This is a genomic window from Microcoleus sp. OTE_8_concoct_300, from assembly GCF_031383065.1.
GTDB lineage: Bacteria > Cyanobacteriota > Cyanobacteriia > Cyanobacteriales > Microcoleaceae > Microcoleus.
The window spans coordinates 1-16,060 of the sequence record NZ_JANMZH010000223.1 but is presented as its reverse complement, the minus strand read 5'-3'; the positions used below and the strand labels follow the sequence as shown (position 1 = coordinate 16,060).

13 protein-coding genes and 2 pseudogenes are annotated in these 16,060 nt (G+C 46.3%); 8 read left to right on the top strand and 7 right to left on the bottom strand.

Annotated features, from left to right (window positions below; translation table 11 throughout):
- Window positions 1-202: 202 nt before the first annotated feature.
- Window positions 203-421 carry a hypothetical protein gene (locus ACUVJL_RS10795; RefSeq protein WP_445245837.1) on the bottom strand — a complete coding sequence of 73 codons (219 nt, stop codon included), beginning with the start codon at window positions 419-421 and terminating at the stop codon, window positions 203-205.
- 226 nt (window positions 422-647) lie between these two features.
- On the opposite strand from ACUVJL_RS10795, the gene ACUVJL_RS10790 reads away from it, so the two are divergent.
- On the top strand, window positions 648-1,748 hold the full coding sequence (locus ACUVJL_RS10790) for a Rho termination factor (modular protein) (protein WP_445245836.1): 1,101 nt from the start codon (window positions 648-650) through the stop codon (window positions 1,746-1,748).
- Window positions 1,749-1,990: 242 nt separating this feature from the next.
- Here the strand turns inward: ACUVJL_RS10790 and ACUVJL_RS10785 are convergent, their stop codons facing one another.
- From ACUVJL_RS10785 to ACUVJL_RS10775, 3 genes are all read right to left on the bottom strand, one after another.
- Window positions 1,991-2,326, bottom strand: coding sequence for a XisI protein (locus tag ACUVJL_RS10785; RefSeq protein WP_445245835.1), 336 nt, complete (start codon window positions 2,324-2,326; stop codon window positions 1,991-1,993).
- On the bottom strand, window positions 2,314-2,730 hold the full coding sequence (locus tag ACUVJL_RS10780) for an element excision factor XisH family protein (RefSeq protein WP_445245834.1): 417 nt from the start codon (window positions 2,728-2,730) through the stop codon (window positions 2,314-2,316). The genes ACUVJL_RS10785 and ACUVJL_RS10780 overlap by 13 nt, the downstream gene beginning before the upstream one ends.
- Window positions 2,731-2,815: 85 nt before the next feature.
- Window positions 2,816-4,396 (bottom strand): phenylacetate--CoA ligase family protein, encoded by a 1,581-nt coding sequence (locus ACUVJL_RS10775; protein ID WP_445245833.1) that lies wholly within the window; start codon window positions 4,394-4,396, stop codon window positions 2,816-2,818.
- A 258-nt stretch (window positions 4,397-4,654) separates the two neighbouring features.
- Here ACUVJL_RS10775 and ACUVJL_RS10770 point away from each other — a divergent pair, with 258 nt between their 5' ends.
- From ACUVJL_RS10770 to ACUVJL_RS10750, 5 genes and pseudogenes are all read left to right on the top strand, one after another.
- The gene (locus ACUVJL_RS10770; protein WP_445245832.1) at window positions 4,655-6,559 is read left to right on the top strand and encodes a protein kinase domain-containing protein; all 1,905 of its coding nucleotides are present in this window, start codon (window positions 4,655-4,657) and stop codon (window positions 6,557-6,559) included.
- Window positions 6,560-6,639: 80 nt separating this feature from the next.
- A complete protein-coding gene (locus ACUVJL_RS10765) occupies window positions 6,640-6,909 on the top strand; it encodes a hypothetical protein (RefSeq protein ID WP_445245831.1) in 270 nt (89 codons plus the stop codon).
- 710 nt (window positions 6,910-7,619) lie between these two features.
- Window positions 7,620-8,963: an EAL domain-containing response regulator gene (locus ACUVJL_RS10760; RefSeq protein ID WP_445245839.1), complete on the top strand. Its 1,344-nt coding sequence runs from the start codon at window positions 7,620-7,622 to the stop codon at window positions 8,961-8,963.
- Window positions 8,964-9,360: 397 nt separating this feature from the next.
- Window positions 9,361-10,654, top strand: a pseudogene (iscB, locus tag ACUVJL_RS10755) (RNA-guided endonuclease IscB).
- A gap of 171 nt (window positions 10,655-10,825) precedes the next feature.
- Entirely contained in the window at window positions 10,826-11,491 is a 666-nt protein-coding gene (locus ACUVJL_RS10750) for a response regulator (protein ID WP_445245838.1), read from the top strand.
- Between the two features lie 319 nt (window positions 11,492-11,810).
- Here the strand turns inward: ACUVJL_RS10750 and ACUVJL_RS10745 are convergent, their stop codons facing one another.
- The gene (locus tag ACUVJL_RS10745) at window positions 11,811-12,527 is read right to left on the bottom strand and encodes a pentapeptide repeat-containing protein (RefSeq protein ID WP_445245830.1); all 717 of its coding nucleotides are present in this window, start codon (window positions 12,525-12,527) and stop codon (window positions 11,811-11,813) included.
- Window positions 12,528-12,718: 191 nt separating this feature from the next.
- The gene (locus ACUVJL_RS10740) at window positions 12,719-13,918 is read right to left on the bottom strand and encodes a phosphoglycerate kinase (RefSeq protein WP_445245829.1); all 1,200 of its coding nucleotides are present in this window, start codon (window positions 13,916-13,918) and stop codon (window positions 12,719-12,721) included.
- 184 nt (window positions 13,919-14,102) lie between these two features.
- Here ACUVJL_RS10740 and ACUVJL_RS10735 point away from each other — a divergent pair, with 184 nt between their 5' ends.
- Window positions 14,103-14,516, top strand: a complete 414-nt coding sequence (locus tag ACUVJL_RS10735) for a universal stress protein (protein ID WP_333124287.1) — start codon at window positions 14,103-14,105, stop codon at window positions 14,514-14,516.
- 253 nt (window positions 14,517-14,769) lie between these two features.
- Entirely contained in the window at window positions 14,770-15,624 is an 855-nt protein-coding gene (ylqF, locus tag ACUVJL_RS10730) for a ribosome biogenesis GTPase YlqF (RefSeq protein WP_445245828.1), read from the top strand.
- A gap of 19 nt (window positions 15,625-15,643) precedes the next feature.
- Here the strand turns inward: ylqF and ACUVJL_RS10725 are convergent.
- Window positions 15,644-16,060, bottom strand: a pseudogene (locus ACUVJL_RS10725) (MOSC domain-containing protein); the annotation flags it as partial.

The following is a 16,060-nucleotide window of genomic DNA, read 5'->3' as shown; positions in this document are numbered from 1 at the left end:
CCCTATTTCTTTGAAAAACCGGTTTTATTACACCTCTTGAAAAAATAAATTGCACGGGAAATATGCCCATCCCACAACAAAAAATAACTCTTGTGGGATGGGCATCTTGCCCGTCCCATCAATTGATGAAAAGGATTTTTGCAAGAGGTCTAATACACAAACTTCCGTCCCTCCCGCTTGAGACTAAAGAATAAAGGGGATATTAAAGCTGGCTTTCGTATAAATCGCAATTGCGATCGCAACTCGCAACGCCAGCCCGATCGCCCTGATGCCAAAAAAAGTAAAGATGAGTAAAGCAGTGGATCATTGGTGTCCCGTAGGCAGTTAAACTCATCACAGCCGCTTTTTTTAGGAATTGCAGTAACTTTTGCCGATCGCCCGGGCTGTCACCGCACAGCCAGCCGCACAGGTATAGCAGCAAGGCGATATCTCCCCAGATAACCGAGTTCGATCGCAGACTTGGAAGACTGAGGTCAATAAACCCTTTAACTTACCACAGTCTGGGTAAGGTGTTTGTATCGCACCCTACAGTTAGAGTTGTTGGGTTAGTCCTGCAGCACTTAAAACGCAGGCTGTAAAGTGCAAATATACATAAACACAAACACCCAAACACCAGATTTTAATGACCAAAGGGGACTTATAACAAGATGGATCGATCGTCCGATCAAAACCGAATAGTTGAATATTTGCGGATTAAGCCAATTAGTCACAGTCAGATTTACACTTCCCAAATAGCAGTACCAGAGCCTCAGAGGGGGGAGATTCCCCGCGAACGCCGCGAAGCTATCAGGAGAAGTCTGATCGAGCAAGGCAGCAACTTGATTCCTTTAATTGTGCGCCCCACTGAAGCTTACAGCAATGAAGAAGAATATGAAGTTGTCTGCGGCTCAGATTGGTGTATTCTTGCTAAAGAACTCGGCATCGAGCAAATGTGGGCTTGGGTATTTGAAATGACCGACGACGAGGTAGCTGTTGCTCAAGCAGAAATGGAACATTTAGCTCCGCAACCGACTCAGAAAACTGCACAAATTGAGACTCTACTGCAACAATTTGAGCTATCATTTCAAAAAAAGGTAGAAAGTCTAACAAAAGAAATAGAAAAATCTGTTAAAAAAAATGAAGAGCTGCTAAAAAAGCAAGTAAAAGCTCTAACTGACCAGCAGTTTGAGCGTGATCCCATAGAACAGATTAAGCGTTTGCTCGAACAAGTTGAAAAAACATTTAATGAAAAGGTAGATAAAATGGCTAAAAAAATTGCACAATCAGGCAGCGATAATCCGCCGATATCTGCTGTTATTTCTGAGGTAAACCTTGCAGGTGCATTGAGACAATTGGATGAACTAGAAAAACTGCTTTCAATAAAATTAGAACGCACAATTCAAACAATTAATCAGTTTGTTTCCGAGGCGATCCAAGACGTAGAGAAAGACCTGAAAAATCAAATCGAAACGCTCCGCCGCCAACTTGGAGCCGCAGTGGCGCACTCAGAAATACAGCCAGAGGCACAACCGAAAACCCAGTCAAAAACACAGCCTAAGAAGCAGCCTAATAACCAGTCGAAGGCACAGCAAAAACCTCAGCTACCGCAGTTGCAGTTGGAGTTGCCGTTTCCGTCCCCAAAGGAAGACTACGACACTCTTTCGCTGAGGCGATTGAAGGCGATCGGCAAAGACCGGAAAATTCGGGGCTATGCGCGCATGAAACGACCGGAAATTCTGGCTGCTCTCAGAGAAGCTGACGGCAAATAAAGCGGTAATTGCTAATAGTTAAAGACTCATTAGATCAATTCCGGCTAATTCATCTGCGTTAATCTGTGTTTATCTGCCTGTATCTGCGGTTTAAAAAAGAGAATTTGTTAACCGCAGATGACAAGGGATTGACGCGGATTCACGCAGATTAAGAGAATAGAGATCGGCAAAAAGCGCGATCGGGCTTTCAGAATAGTCCTCGGCCCAGATATGAAAACCTGTTTCCTGTATTGTAAGCTGGTTTAGGCGATCGCATATCCCGTATGCTGCCGAACGTGATACGGATGAAACCCTAAAACTATCTTGTCTTTAGGCACTCCTAATTCTACAAGTTCTGCGGTAATTCCCGTTTCTATACCATCTTGTTGAATCCAAATTTTGCCGTCGATAATTTCCACATGGACGATACAATCGTGAATTCTTTGAGGCCCTTGCCAGCCTTCGTGCATCAGTAAAAAATTGTTTTGTTCGCGGTCAATAATAACGCTGCTTTTAATTTCTCCGTATTGGTAGGGAATCTGGGCATAACTCTCTAAGATTTTCTGAATAAATCGGCGATATTCATCTAGTCTATCCATCTGACAATTGTCTCCTTTAACGAATCAAAAACTATTAATTTAAATCTCTTTTTTTCTAACAAAACCTGCCCGATAGGTTCAGAAAAAATTTGTGCATAAACTTCTGCACGGATTGCCAGATATATGATCCGTTCAGGTTCCGACCGCTCTAGAATATCTTCGTAGACAATATACTGTCCAACAGCTTCTTCTAAGTCATGAACTGGTGAAGCACTCACGAAACTTTTTACTTCTACAGCAATTTTGCGACCTTGCTTTTCGGCAGCAAATAGTTTTTCTGCACCCAAATCGACGTTGAGAGTGCGTTTGCCAATTTTTAAGGGTAGCGGATCTTTTGTTATCGTCCACCCGTCTTTTTCTAGAGCTGTTCTGACAGTATTGTGGTAGATGTCTTTTGCTGGCATATTTTAATCTGAACCATCAAATGTCACCCTAATTATAGAATAACACAAGACTTTTGAAAACTGATAGATCATCAATTCAAACTACTTATTGCCGCGTGTATCGGTGCTTCACCCCAATCGGAAAATACTCCGCATCGCCCGTCTCGGTTAATGTCACCACAGGTAACTGATATTCGGGCGGCACGTAATTAGCAAATTCGCTGTTTAGCCGCCGCAATTGCGCGAGAATTGATGATGCGATCGTTTGCTGCATCTCCTCGTCGCCCTCCACCCCCGCTGCTAATTCCACAACCACCGATAAGAACCGATTTTGCTCCGCATCTTCCTTGACTTGCAGTACAAATTTTCCCGTCACCCATTCCCGAATGGTGGGAACTTCTAAACCTACGGTGACATTTTCCGGGTAAATGTTAGCACCGAAGTAGGAAACGGTAAAGTGCGATCGCCCGAATACATAGACAAAGGGCAAGCAGCGAATTCCTCTAGGGAACTCAGAAACTTTCATAGCTGCTGCTTGCTGCAAATGCGCCACAGGGTTAAATCCCCATTCTGCCAAAAAATTGAGCATTGCTTCGTAACAAATTAAACCGCCGTTATCCGAGATGTGATAGCGTATTAGCGGGATGCCGTTGTCGCCAGAAAATAACAGCGTGCCGTCATTATTCACTTCAAAAAAGCGACTTTTCGGATCGTACTGCATCAGCGTTGGCAACCGCGATTCCCCGAATAAATTGCGTGCTGCTTCCGGATTGTTTGCTAAAAAGCGGCGGATGCAAATGCTCAGCGGTGTCTCGTTGCCCAAAATGCCCGCATCGGCAGTACCGTAAAGGCTCGCAGAGTTGTAATATAGATTGTCAGAATTAGTGCGATCGCTCACCAAACTCCGCCATTCTTCGCTAAACACTTCCCCCGCAAACACCATCTTAATTCGGTATTTTTGCCACTCCACACCCCCAGCAATTCCGCTATCAATCACATCCTTGATAAACGGCGGATATCCCAACAATACTACTTGCTCGAAATGCTCCCCAAGTTCCTGCACAACTCGGAATATTTCAGTCTTATTATTCCCAGGCGTCACAACTGTAACTGGATAGCCCTTACTCGCTAGATAGCGGCAGCAATTTGCCGAGTACATTCCGCCTACCCAAGTTCCCAACGCAAAGCAAATGACAGCTAAAGTGCGGCGAGTATCGGCGTAAAAACTGTCGTGAAATATTTGTTCAAAACGAGTGGCCATTTGCAACTCGTCGCTGATAAAACGCGGCCAAAATGTCGGGTTTCCTGTCGAACCCGATGAAACAGCAATGAAATCACAAGTTTCTAATTTGCCCTGGCGGCACAACTGAGGTAGCGGGTGACAGCGTAAATAATTCTCTTTGGTAATTAGGGGCAATTTTTGGAAGTCTTCAAAGGTTTGAATTGAGGCGGGATTGATGTTGAGTCCAGCTAGGAAAGTCTGGTAAGCTGGTACTGTGGCAGCGACTTTGTGAAAAAGCGCGATCGCCCCGGATTCGGCAACTCGACTCTGCTGCTGTTGTAATGGTTCCTCAAGCGGCGCCCTCAAAAACTCTTCAAACGCCCCAATTGCTCGCTGACGCTGTTCTGGCTGCATGATTTGCTCCTTAAAATGGGTATTTTGCACCTCGATCGCTAAGCGAGTCAATTAGTAGCCCGGCGCGACCGGATGGCACATTAGCTCGGGTACTAAAAATTTGAACACATTTTGAGGTCGATCGAAAAAATGGCGCAGTCGATAAACTTCTCTAGCAGGAAACCGCTTTCTTTTTTAACAATAACCGCAGGTGATGACAAAGCTGCCGATCGACTAATCAACACTGACACACTATGTCAAGATTAATTCAGCGATCGCCCAAAACTCCCAGTCTCAGTCAAGCGTGAAAATCCGACGCAGCAAGTTCCAATGAACAATCCCATCTACCCCGGCATAACTCTCAACAATCACTACCGCATCGTCCGCGAATTGGGACACGGAGGCTTCGGACGCACCTACCTAGCTGAAGACGCCCACCGATTTAACGAACCCTGCGTTTTAAAAGAATTTGCGCCCCAAGTACAGGGAAGTTACGCTTTACAAAAATCTGAGGAACTGTTCGAGCGGGAAGCGGGAGTGCTCTACAAGCTGCAACACAATCAAATCCCGCGCTTCCGCGAACTCTTCCGCGTCAGTATCAGCGATCGAGGCTACCTATTTCTCGTCCAAGACTACGTGCCAGGTCAAACCTACCGCTTTCTGCTCGACGCCCGCAAGCGTCAGGGTTTGCGGTTCATAGAAGCAGAAATCAATCAACTGCTGATCCAGATTTTGCCCGTGCTCGAATACATTCACTCTCTAGGAGTGCTTCACCGTGACATCTCCCCGGACAACCTGATTCTGCGGCTGTCTGACGGAATGCCAGTGCTCATCGACTTCGGCGGAGTAAAACAAGTCGCCGCCACCGTAGAGTCTCTTTTCGCTGAAGCTAACGGCACTCCCGCCCCCGCGACTCGCATCGGCAAGCTCGGCTACGCTCCCCTCGAACAGATGCAGATGGGCATCGTCTCTCCCCACAGCGATTTGTACGCCCTGGCGGCCACGGTTTTAGTGTTGCTGACGGGGAAGGAACCGCATCAGTTGCTCGACACCCAGACGCTGCATTGGAACTGGCGGGCGGAATGTTCTCTGTCTCCGAATTTGTCCCTGGTGCTGGATAAAATGCTTGCTCAACAGCCGAGCCAGCGTTACTCCTCGGCTCGCGAGGTAATGCTCGCTCTCTCCGGCAATCCGCCTTTACAGCCACCTTTGCCGCCAGCCCCGGACTTTGGGCCCCCGCAACCGCCGGATCTCTCGCCTATACCCGTGCCCGCCCCCGCGCCAAAACTGCCGGGAACTCCGGTGCGAGTTGCTGCTATTGGCAATCAGCAAAAGATGCCTGCTTGGAAAATGGTTTTGTTCGTGGTGGCGGTGCTCTCAAGTATGGGGGGAATTGGCTGGTTGGCGGGCAATTCTTTGTTAAATCTGCAATCAAAAGTGCAGAAAGGTTCCCAGCCTTCAAGCCCGAAGCAGCAGCAAGAAGATGCTTTGCAAGCTCGCTTTGTAAAGCTCAAAATTGACGATCGATTCTATAACGGTTACGTCAACCTTGTGGACGTAACTTTCTATGCCAAATACCCCGAATTGGGCGGACGATTGTTAAAAGAAGGCGATGACGATCGCCAATGGCGCCAAAGGTGGCAGAAAATCGGCGACGAGTTGCTCGATAAGCTGGAAAACCTCAGCAGCGACGCTAGAGCGCGGTTGGGTACTTACGACACCACTGATCTCGATCGCTGGAAAACTGAGGTTAACAAGCTGAATTTGAGCAGTCGGGCTTTGTACGATTTGGCTGATGCTAAATTCTTTTATTGGTTTCCAGAACAGCCGCGCGATCGCAATATCATCGGTTTGCCGATCGGACAAATTTGGCAAGCAATTACCGCTGACGCCCTCGAATCTTTGCAAGCTGGAGCAACTGTCGAAAGCGTTGAATTTGACCGCCGATCGAACAGCAAAAGCCTCACAGGCAATCTCAAACCCGGAGAAGGGAAAGCTTACATTGCCCGGTTCGCTCAAAATCAAACTTTGCGCGTGAATTTGCAAGCACCGCGCCAATCTACTCTACTGTCAATTTATACTCCCGGGCGGACAAAGGGCGCGCGAGCGTTGCTGGAAGATGCAGAGGGGCTTAGTTGGTCTGGATTGCTGGATGATGCTGGTTATTATGAATTCGTGGTAGTTTCTCAAGCATCTGAGCCGATCGCTTACGACTTGAAGCTGACGGCCGAATAACTGCTATTGACGCTCTCTATCCACCCGGGCAATAATAAGCTAATACCGATCAGGTAAGTTATCCGGTTCAAACAAAGAATATGCTGAGATTCGCGATCGTAGCTTTAGTGACTTTGGGATTAGTATTGGTGACTGCACTAGGTTTACATCCGGCCAATGCGACAGTCAGCACTCCCGAATTTTATGCTTGGAACTTTGCCTCTGTAGGCAGTAGCGAGCTTGTTTGTAAAAAGACAGTGGTAGTTCCGCAAGACCAGATAATTCCGTCATCATCAATGCAGGCTGTTAGTATCACTTCTGCAATTGTAGATTCCAAGTTTTGCGCGAATTCTACTAAGCCTGTGAATTAAGGCACATCATAATATGATGTCCGGTTATACAACCATAATTAAGTTCTCCGTCAGTCGATTGTAGATTTGAGATTTGAGATTTGAGATTTGAGATTGACTTCACAGATGAATCTGGCAGCTTAAACCTTAGTCTAAAATTTTGCTCTCTCCACGACTGTTGTCGTTCGCAAGTATCCGTTTTTGGGCGGGAGCAGGAGGCAGCGTCCTGATGCATCCATCGACAGAAAACAAAAGTCTAGGACTTACGCATGGGGCCCAGAAACCGGGTTTTTTTACGAATTACTTCGTTCGTACTCGAAGATTAGGTAAAAAACCCGGTTTCTTTGTCGGAGTGCGTAAGTCCTGAACTCCTAAGTACAAACCCGGGCTAATTATGAGCAATTAACCGGACATCAAATAAGAGATTGCCTGAGTGATTAGCGCCATCAACGCAGTGACAGTGTTGGTGGCATTTTTTTATGAGAAACTACAGTTATTTTGTAATAAAAATTTATCAAACGAGTCTCGCGCCGCAGTTTTCTGCTCTTGAAATATCTCGAAACGTTCCCAATTTTGACAGTTTTTTTATTGTGACTTAAGAACCGACGGGAAATATTCAGCCATTTGGCTAATCATTTATTGGCTAATTGGCCGAATTAATAAATCGCTAGTTTGAGTATGCTAGAGTGAGTCAGTTTCAGATATATAGTGCGATCTGTTATCTAATTATCATGCTCAAAATTTTGGTGATTGAAGACGACGAATTAATCCGGGAAACTCTTCTGCAACTCCTGGAATCTCACAACTACCGGGTCATTGCAGCCGAGAACGGTCGAGTTGGAGTGCAGATGGCACTTTCGGAGATACCTGATTTAATTTTGTGCGATGTGCAGATGCCAGAACTCGACGGTTATGACGTGTTACGGACTCTGCGGCAAAACTCGCTAGCTGCAACAATTCCATTTATTTTCCTCACCGCTCAAAGTGACAAAACCGATTTTCGTCGGGGGATGGAATTGGGGGCCGACGATTACCTGACAAAGCCGTTTACCAAGGCTGAATTGCTAGGAGCCATTGCTTCTCGCGTCTTGAAACGGCAAACTATTACTCAACCGCTGACAGTTGCGCTTCGCCAAGCCGAAGCCAGACTCAAAGATTTAGTTAACGACTCGACCAAGGTTACGAGCCTCTCTCCTGAAAAGTTTGCTCTCGAAGCTTTGCTGCGCCACGCTTTGGCACAAGGTGAGTTTCAGGTATATTATCAGCCACAGGTGAATATTGCTACCGGCCAAGTTATCGGCGCCGAAGCTTTAGTGCGCTGGCAAAATCCCGATCGAGGTATAATTTCTCCAGGAGAATTTATTCCCCTAGCAGAAGAAACAGGTTTAATTATTCAGATTGGCGAGTGGGTACTGCTTTCAGCTTGCGCTCAAGCCGCTAGTTGGCTGGCGGCGGGGTTTTCGCCTTTTAGAATATCAGTAAATTTGTCGGCCCGGCAGTTATCCGACCCGGAACTCAAGGCGCGAATCGTGCAAATATTGGAAACTACAGGCTTGGAGCCTGCTAATTTAGAATTAGAAATGACCGAAAGCGCTTTGGTGGAAAATGCGACCGTAGCAGGCGCTACTTTAAACGAACTTAAAGCTCTAGGAATTCGGATTGCTATTGACGACTTCGGCACCGGTTACGCTACTTTAGGATATCTCAAGCAATTTGCTTTTGACAGTTTAAAGATCGATCGAATTTTCGTCCGTAATGCCAACGAAGATACTCAAAATGCTGCTATTACTACAGCAGTAATTTTACTGGGTCACAGTTTGAGTATGACAGTAATTGCTGAGGGAGTGGAAACAGAAGCAGAACTAGATTTTTTGAAACAACATCAGTGCGATATCATGCAGGGATATCTGTTCAGCCGCCCGGAACCAGCACCGATAATTGAAAGTATGTTGATTGCCGACCCGCGTTTGTTCGCGCAGCCCCCAGCAGCACCTGCTCGCGTAGTCCCTTTTGTACCTGAGTCCGAACCAGAAAAATCTAAAAACCTTTCCATGTCTGGTCGAGGAATACTGTAAGTCTCACCAAGATTTCTGTATAATAGAAAAAAATTCTTTCTTTTACCTTCTATTTGCTGCAGAAAAGTTGACGTTATATCATAAAAAGTTGTAGCTTTTGTGGAGAGAGGAATAAAAGAAGGAAATTTGATCCCAACATTCCTTAACTTCTTCCCATTTTATGCTATTCACCAAACAGTGGACAAGACTAGACAGCTAGTTCATACACTGGACAAATAGCCAGCCTAAGTACCTTGAATACTACGTTTTGAGGGTGATGACACCTACGGGTGCTTTCCAGCCTGTAGCTCTGTCGTTAGAGATTAAACAGATGTATTTGGTTAAGTCAGTGTCTCTAACCCAACAAGCCATCAAAACATTGGCGAGGAAAACATAACCTGAGCAATCAGAGGACAAAATGTCTAACTTTGTATTCGTTTTAGACACCAACAAACAACCACTTGAGCCAGTAGCACTCCCGACAAGCAAGGCGATTGTTAAAACTAGCCCAAGCTGCTGTGTATCTCCGTTACCCGTTCACAATTATTCTGAAATATGCGGTTTCTCATCAAAAAAAGCAACCCACTCAATTAAAAATTGACCCAGGTTCTAAAACTACTGGGCTGGCGATCAATCGCGGCGATAAAGTTATCTGGGGTGCTGAGTTGACCCATCGCGGACAACAAATAAAAAATGACTTAGAATCACGTCGCGCCATTCGTCGCAATCGTCGTAACCGAAAAACTCGTTACCGCAAACCACGTTTTCTTAACCGCACTCGAAAGCCTGGATGGTTGCCACCAAGCTTAGAATCTCGGGTAAAAAACATCGTGACTTGGGTCAACCGCATCCGTCGATATGTCCCAATTACAGGCATATCTCAAGAGTTAGTTAAGTTTGACCTACTTGCAATGCAGAACCCTGAAATATCCGGCAAGGAGTATCAGCAAGGTGAACTTGCGGGCTATGAAGTCAGAGAATACTTGCTTGAGAAGTGGGGGAGAAAGTGCGCCTATTGCGGGGTTGAAAACTTACCTTTTGAGGTAGAACATATCCACCCAAAATCAAAAGGGGGAAGCAATCGCGTTTCCAATCTTACCCTAGCCTGCCGTGGGTGCAACCAAGCCAAAGGCAATCAAGATATTCGGGATTTCTTGTCCAAAAAGCCTGACATCCTGTCCCGTATTTTGAAACAGGCCTCACAACCTTTGAAAGATGCGACTGCTGTGAATTCAACCCGCTGGGCATTGTTCCAACAACTTAAACAAACAGGATTGCCAATAGAAGTTTCAACAGGAGGTAGAACAAAGTACAATCGGGCTCGTTTAGGACTACCTAAAACTCATTGGCTGGATGCAGCTTGTGTAGGGAACGTAGAAGTGCTGCAAGTTTTCACCGAGCAACCGTTGTTAATTGCAGCTAAAGGATGGGGCAGTCGTCAAATGTGTACAACCAATAAATACGGATTTCCTATCAAGCACAGAACGCGGTGCAAAACGTTTTTTGGGTTTGGGACTGGCGACATGGTAAGTGCAATTCTCCCATCTGGGAAGTTTGCAGGCACTCACGTCGGCAGGCTGACCGTTAGAGAAAGGGGAGTTTTTGAAATGAGAACGCCACTCGGCAAGATTACCCCAGTGCGTCATAAATACTGTAAATCAATCCATCGCAACGATGGGTATATGTATGCGTTTTTCACTTTTGTCCAATGAATCAGCGATTAGAGGCGTAGCGATCGGCGCCCGTAATTGGACTATTTGAGGAATTGTGGCGTCTTGAAATTGCGAGCTTTGATCGACTTGCAGCAGGTAAACTCATTGAAGTTCCTACTTTGGGAGCCGCAGTTTCAAGAACTGTCCAACTGGATTTGGTGCAAGCCTCTCATGGAAAGAATATTAGTAGTTGACGACGAAGCAGACTGTCAAACAGTCTTAGCAATGTACTTGGAAAGTCAAGGATATCGGGTGGAATGCGCTAATTCAGGGGTTGAGGCGCTCTCGATTTTTGAAAATGCCCCCCCAGATTTGGTCATTTCAGATGTCATGATGCCGGAAATGGACGGGTTTGAGTTTTGTCGCCGTTTACGCACTACCCGTTTGGGACAGTTGGTGCCGTTTATATTTTTGTCAGGTCAAGGCGAGATTGAGTCAAAAGTTGAAGGTCACTTGATCGGCGCTGACGATTATCTGGTAAAACCTTTTCAGTCTGAAGAAATCTTAGCTAAGGTGAAGGCGCAGTTAGAGCGCTCTCACCGCATTCACGCCGAGATTGTGCGATTGCTTCAAACTTCTACCGCTAGCGCGGTGGAGCCAAAAGCTATGGCAGTATTGCCAGCACCTGCACCTTTGCCTTTAACACCAGCCGAGGAAAGAGTTTTTTGGGAAGTTATTCAGGGTTATACTAACAAACAAATTAGCGATCGGCTGTTTATTAGCCCCCGGACTGTGCAAGCTCATTTAGGCAGCATTTTCAGCAAATTACAGCTAGAAAATCGAGCCCAGCTTGTGAGATTTGCCCTAGAAAAGGGATACAAACCACCGCAAACTTAGCTCGAATCTCAACCTAGGGTGCGCCAGCCAGTCAGTCAGTCGATTTTAGATTTTAGATTTTAGATTTTAGATTTACTCCACCGATTAATCCGGGAGCTTGAACTAGAGCCTAAAATTTTTATCTTTCCACGACAGTCGATTTTAGATTTTAGATTTTAGATTTTAGATTTACTCCACCGATTAATCCGGGAGCTTGAACAAGGGCCTAAAATTTTTATCTTTCCACCACAGAAGTCGGGGGATTGTATCCGTTTTTGGGCGGGGTCAAAAACTCCCGTAGCTGCCAAATTAATCGCGGCTGACGCACTCAGCAGGCACATTATTCCAAATTCAAAACACAATCAGGAAAAGTAGTGATCACGCAAACCCCCGGCCCCAAATTCGTACCCCGAAAGTTGGCACGTTCAAAATCAGCCTGCCGCACGTTATTAGCCGCATCGATATTTGTACCGCTCAATTGAGCCTTAGAAAGCCTGGTATTTGACAGAATAGCATTCTGCAAATTACTATCGCGTATGTCAGCAAAAGACATATCCGCCCCGCTGAAATTCGCCCGATTCAAATTAGCTCTAAACAGCAGCGATCGCCTCAAATCCGCATTCGACAAATTAGCTTGCAGCAGATAAGCTTCGCCCAGATTCGCATTAAAAAGTTTAGCACCGCGCAAATCAGCACTCGTCAGATTGGCTCGCCCCAAAAAAGCATTAGACAAATCGGCATTCCGCAGATTAGCACTGTCCAAATCAGCTCCGTACATCTCGGCATTGACTAAATTAGCATTAGACAAATTAGCACCACTTAAATCCGCTTCCAACAAATTAGCTTCATAGAGATTTGCTCCGCTTAAATCGGCTCCTCTTAAATTAGCTCTGTACAAGCTAGCCTTGAACAAATCAGCATTTCTCAAATCACAGCCCTCGCACTCATTAGCTTCCAGCAATTGCCTGACATGATCGGGATTTTGAGCTTTAACGGGAGCTGCAAGCCAAAACAAAGCTAAACTTGCCGTTACAGTTGCCAAGAGTTTAAGTTTCACAAACAAACCTCACTGCTACTTCGGATTAATTATACTAGCAAACTGTAGACTTTAAACCCATATCCTTCTCTCTTCTCTCTTGCTCTGCGTTCTCTGCGCCCTCTGCGGTAAATCTTCAAAAAACCTATTCGCAGCCAAAGATTTAGACCTGCTTCCAGCAAGGCGGGCTAAGCCCGCCCTACTTAACTTAATTAAGCCTCATCCAAAGCCGCAACACCCGGCAATTCCTTACCTTCGAGCAGTTCCAAACTAGCACCGCCACCAGTGGAAATGTGGCTCATTTGTTCGCCTAAATGCAACTGTTCCACAGCCGCCACCGAGTCACCACCACCGATAATTGTGGTAGTACCAGTTTTAGTAAGTCCAGCCAAAGAATGAGCAATACCTTCAGTTCCAGCAGCAAACTTCTTCATCTCAAACACGCCCATCGGCCCGTTCCAGATTACCGTTTTGCAATCGGCCAAAGCATCTTGGAAAGTTTTTACTGAATCGGGGCCGATATCCAAACCCATCCAACCTTCCGGGATGCTTTCTACAGAAACAGTTTCAGTGTTAGCCGCCGCATCAAACTTATCAGCAACTACCACATCAGTAGGTAACAGAAAAGTAACTCCCCGTTCCTTCGCCTTAGCTTCCAAAGACTTAGCCAATTCCAGCTTGTCATCTTCCACCAAAGACTTGCCAACTTTCAAGCCGCGAGCCTTGTAGAACGTGAAAACCATGCCGCCGCCCAACAGTAGTTTGTCGCACTTTTCCAGCAGTTTTTCAATGACTCCAATCTTGCTAGAAACCTTAGAACCGCCGATAATAGCAGCCAAAGGACGCTGGGGATTGTCGATCGCACTGCCGAGATATTGCAGTTCCTTCTCCATCAAAAACCCAGCCACAGAAGGACTCAGATATTTAGTAACGCCCTCAGTAGAAGCGTGAGCCCGGTGAGCCGTACCAAAAGCATCATTGACATACAAATCGGCCACAGAAGCTAACTTCTTAGCAAATTCTGGGTCATTTGCCTCCTCCTCTGGGTAGAAGCGCACATTTTCTAGCAAAAGCACATCGCCATCTTGCATCGCCGCGACTGTAGCAGCGACTTCATCGCCGATGCAGTCGTCAGTCTTTTTGACCTCTTTGCCCAACAATTCCGACAGCCGCACAGCAACGGGGGTTAAGCGCAACTTCTCCGTCACGCCCTTGGGGCGCCCGAAGTGGCTGCACAAAATGACCTTAGCACCCTTGGACGCTAAATCTTGAATTGTCGGCAGAGCAGCCCGGATGCGAGTATCATCGGTGATATTGCCGTTGTCGAGCGGCACGTTAAAGTCCGCCCGCACCAATACCCGTTTGCCCGATAAGTCCGATGCCGATAAATTTGCTACAGTTTTTTTGGTCACAGGATTAACCTCCTAATATGGGTGTTTTTGTCTAATTCCGTTGAAATGGCGGCACTGGTCACTTGCACTTGGGGCCTCGGACGCATTCAACCGCGTCCGTACAAAAAACGGAAGATGAAACAAACGGCACTGATTGGCTCAACGTAAACATTTTATCGGAGTCCGCGTCCGGGAGATGCGCACTATGTTCAAGACTGTCTTATTTCCTGTCGATCAAAGCCGAGAAGCCCGCGAAGCCGCGGAAAAGGTTGTCAATATTGTGAAAACCTACGCTTCTCGTTTAGTTATTCTGTCGGTAGTCGAACCCCCAGCCGAGGAGGCCGACTCCCCGGCGCGAGAGGTGATGAGTTCCCCGGAAGCAGTCGCTAAACTGCTGTCTGAGGCCCAATCGATGTTTTCCCAGCAGGGAATCGAAGCTGAAATCATTGAGCGAGAAGGCAAACCGGCTTTCACGATTTGTGATGTGGCTGACGAAATTGGGGCCGATTTGATTGTGATGGGCTGTCGGGGGATGGGTTTAACCGATGATGGGGCGTCTGACAGCGTTACCAATCGGGTGATCAATCTGTCTCCTTGTTCTGTTTTGATTGTGCCTTAGTCAGTTGGCAGTTGGCAGTTGTCAGTTGACAGTTGGCAGTTGACTGTTGACGGTTGACCGTTGGCAGTTGACGGTTGTCATTAAATCACTGACCACTAACAACTGACAACTGACCACTGACCGCTAACAACTAACAACTGACAACTAACAACTAACAACTAACAACGGTCAACCATCAACAGTCAACTAACAACTAACCAATAACTAACAACGGTCAACAGTCAACAGTCAACAGTCAACAGTCAACTAACTAATGAAAATTCAATGGTATCCCGGTCACATTGCCAAAGCTGAACGGGCATTAAAAGAACAGCTAAAGCGGGTAGATGTGGTGCTCGAAGTCCGAGATGCCCGCATTCCATTGGCTACTTATCACCCCCAAATGCCAAGTTGGGTGGGCGGCAAGGCGCGAGTATTGGTCATTAACCGCATGGATATGATTACGCCTCGATCGCGCGAGGCGTGGGAAACATGGTTTGAGGCCCAGGGGGAAACTGCGTATTTTACTAATGCCGAGCACGGTCAAGGAGTAGATGATGTGGCGAATGCCGTGCAGAATGCTGGGGTGCAGCTAAATAAAAGAAGGTTCGATCGAGGTATGCTGCCCCGTCCAGTCCGTGCAGTGGTGATGGGCTTTCCAAATGTCGGAAAATCTGCTTTAATTAATCGGCTGTTAGGGCGGAGAGTGGTGGACAGTGCCCGCAGAGCTGGAGTAACTAAATCGCTCCGATGGATTCGCATTTCTGAGGAAATTGAATTATTAGACGCCCCCGGAGTCATCCCAACCCGAATTAACAATCAAGAAAATGCCATAAAATTAGCTATTTGCGAAGATATTGGCGAAGCAGCTTACGACAATCAGGTAGTAGCAGCAGCGATGGTAGATTTGCTCCTAGGGCTGGAGGCGACTGATGACACGTTGATATCACTATCTGGTTTCAAATCCCGCTACAAATTAGATACAGCCTCTAGTAATGGTGAAGGTTATTTGCACGAGGTAGCAAAAGACAGGTATAAAGGAGATGTCGAACGAACGGCGCGGCAGATGTTAAACGATTTTAGAACGGGTGTGTTGGGTCAGCTTACTTTGGAGTTGCCGCCGACTTGATAAGACTCGTGTCATACAACTAATCAGGAATGCTATTAAATAGGGATTTTCTGACGCCCAGAATTTGCACTTCGTCGCCTATGTGTACTATTTTTTCTGCAGCTTGAGGTGGCACTCGCGTCTTAACTATCAGCCGACTAAAGTGATTAAAATTCCCTCTCTTTACCAAGTCAGGCATGATTTGCTTCTGCTTGGCTGTTAGTATATTTTTAAAATTTGAATAAGTTTCTTTCGCTGCATAATTTCCCGTAGATAGGAGACACGGCTGACCGGGATTAATACCTTCAAATATTACTGTCCCTATTTTAAACCTGACAATTTCATCAGCTTGTGGGAAAAGTTGGTCTTCCCAAAAAGCGGGGACATCTCCTATTTCAATATTAGCTCGCAAGCGATGGCGCATCTCGTTAACGCAAACTCTCGGAAACCAAGATGC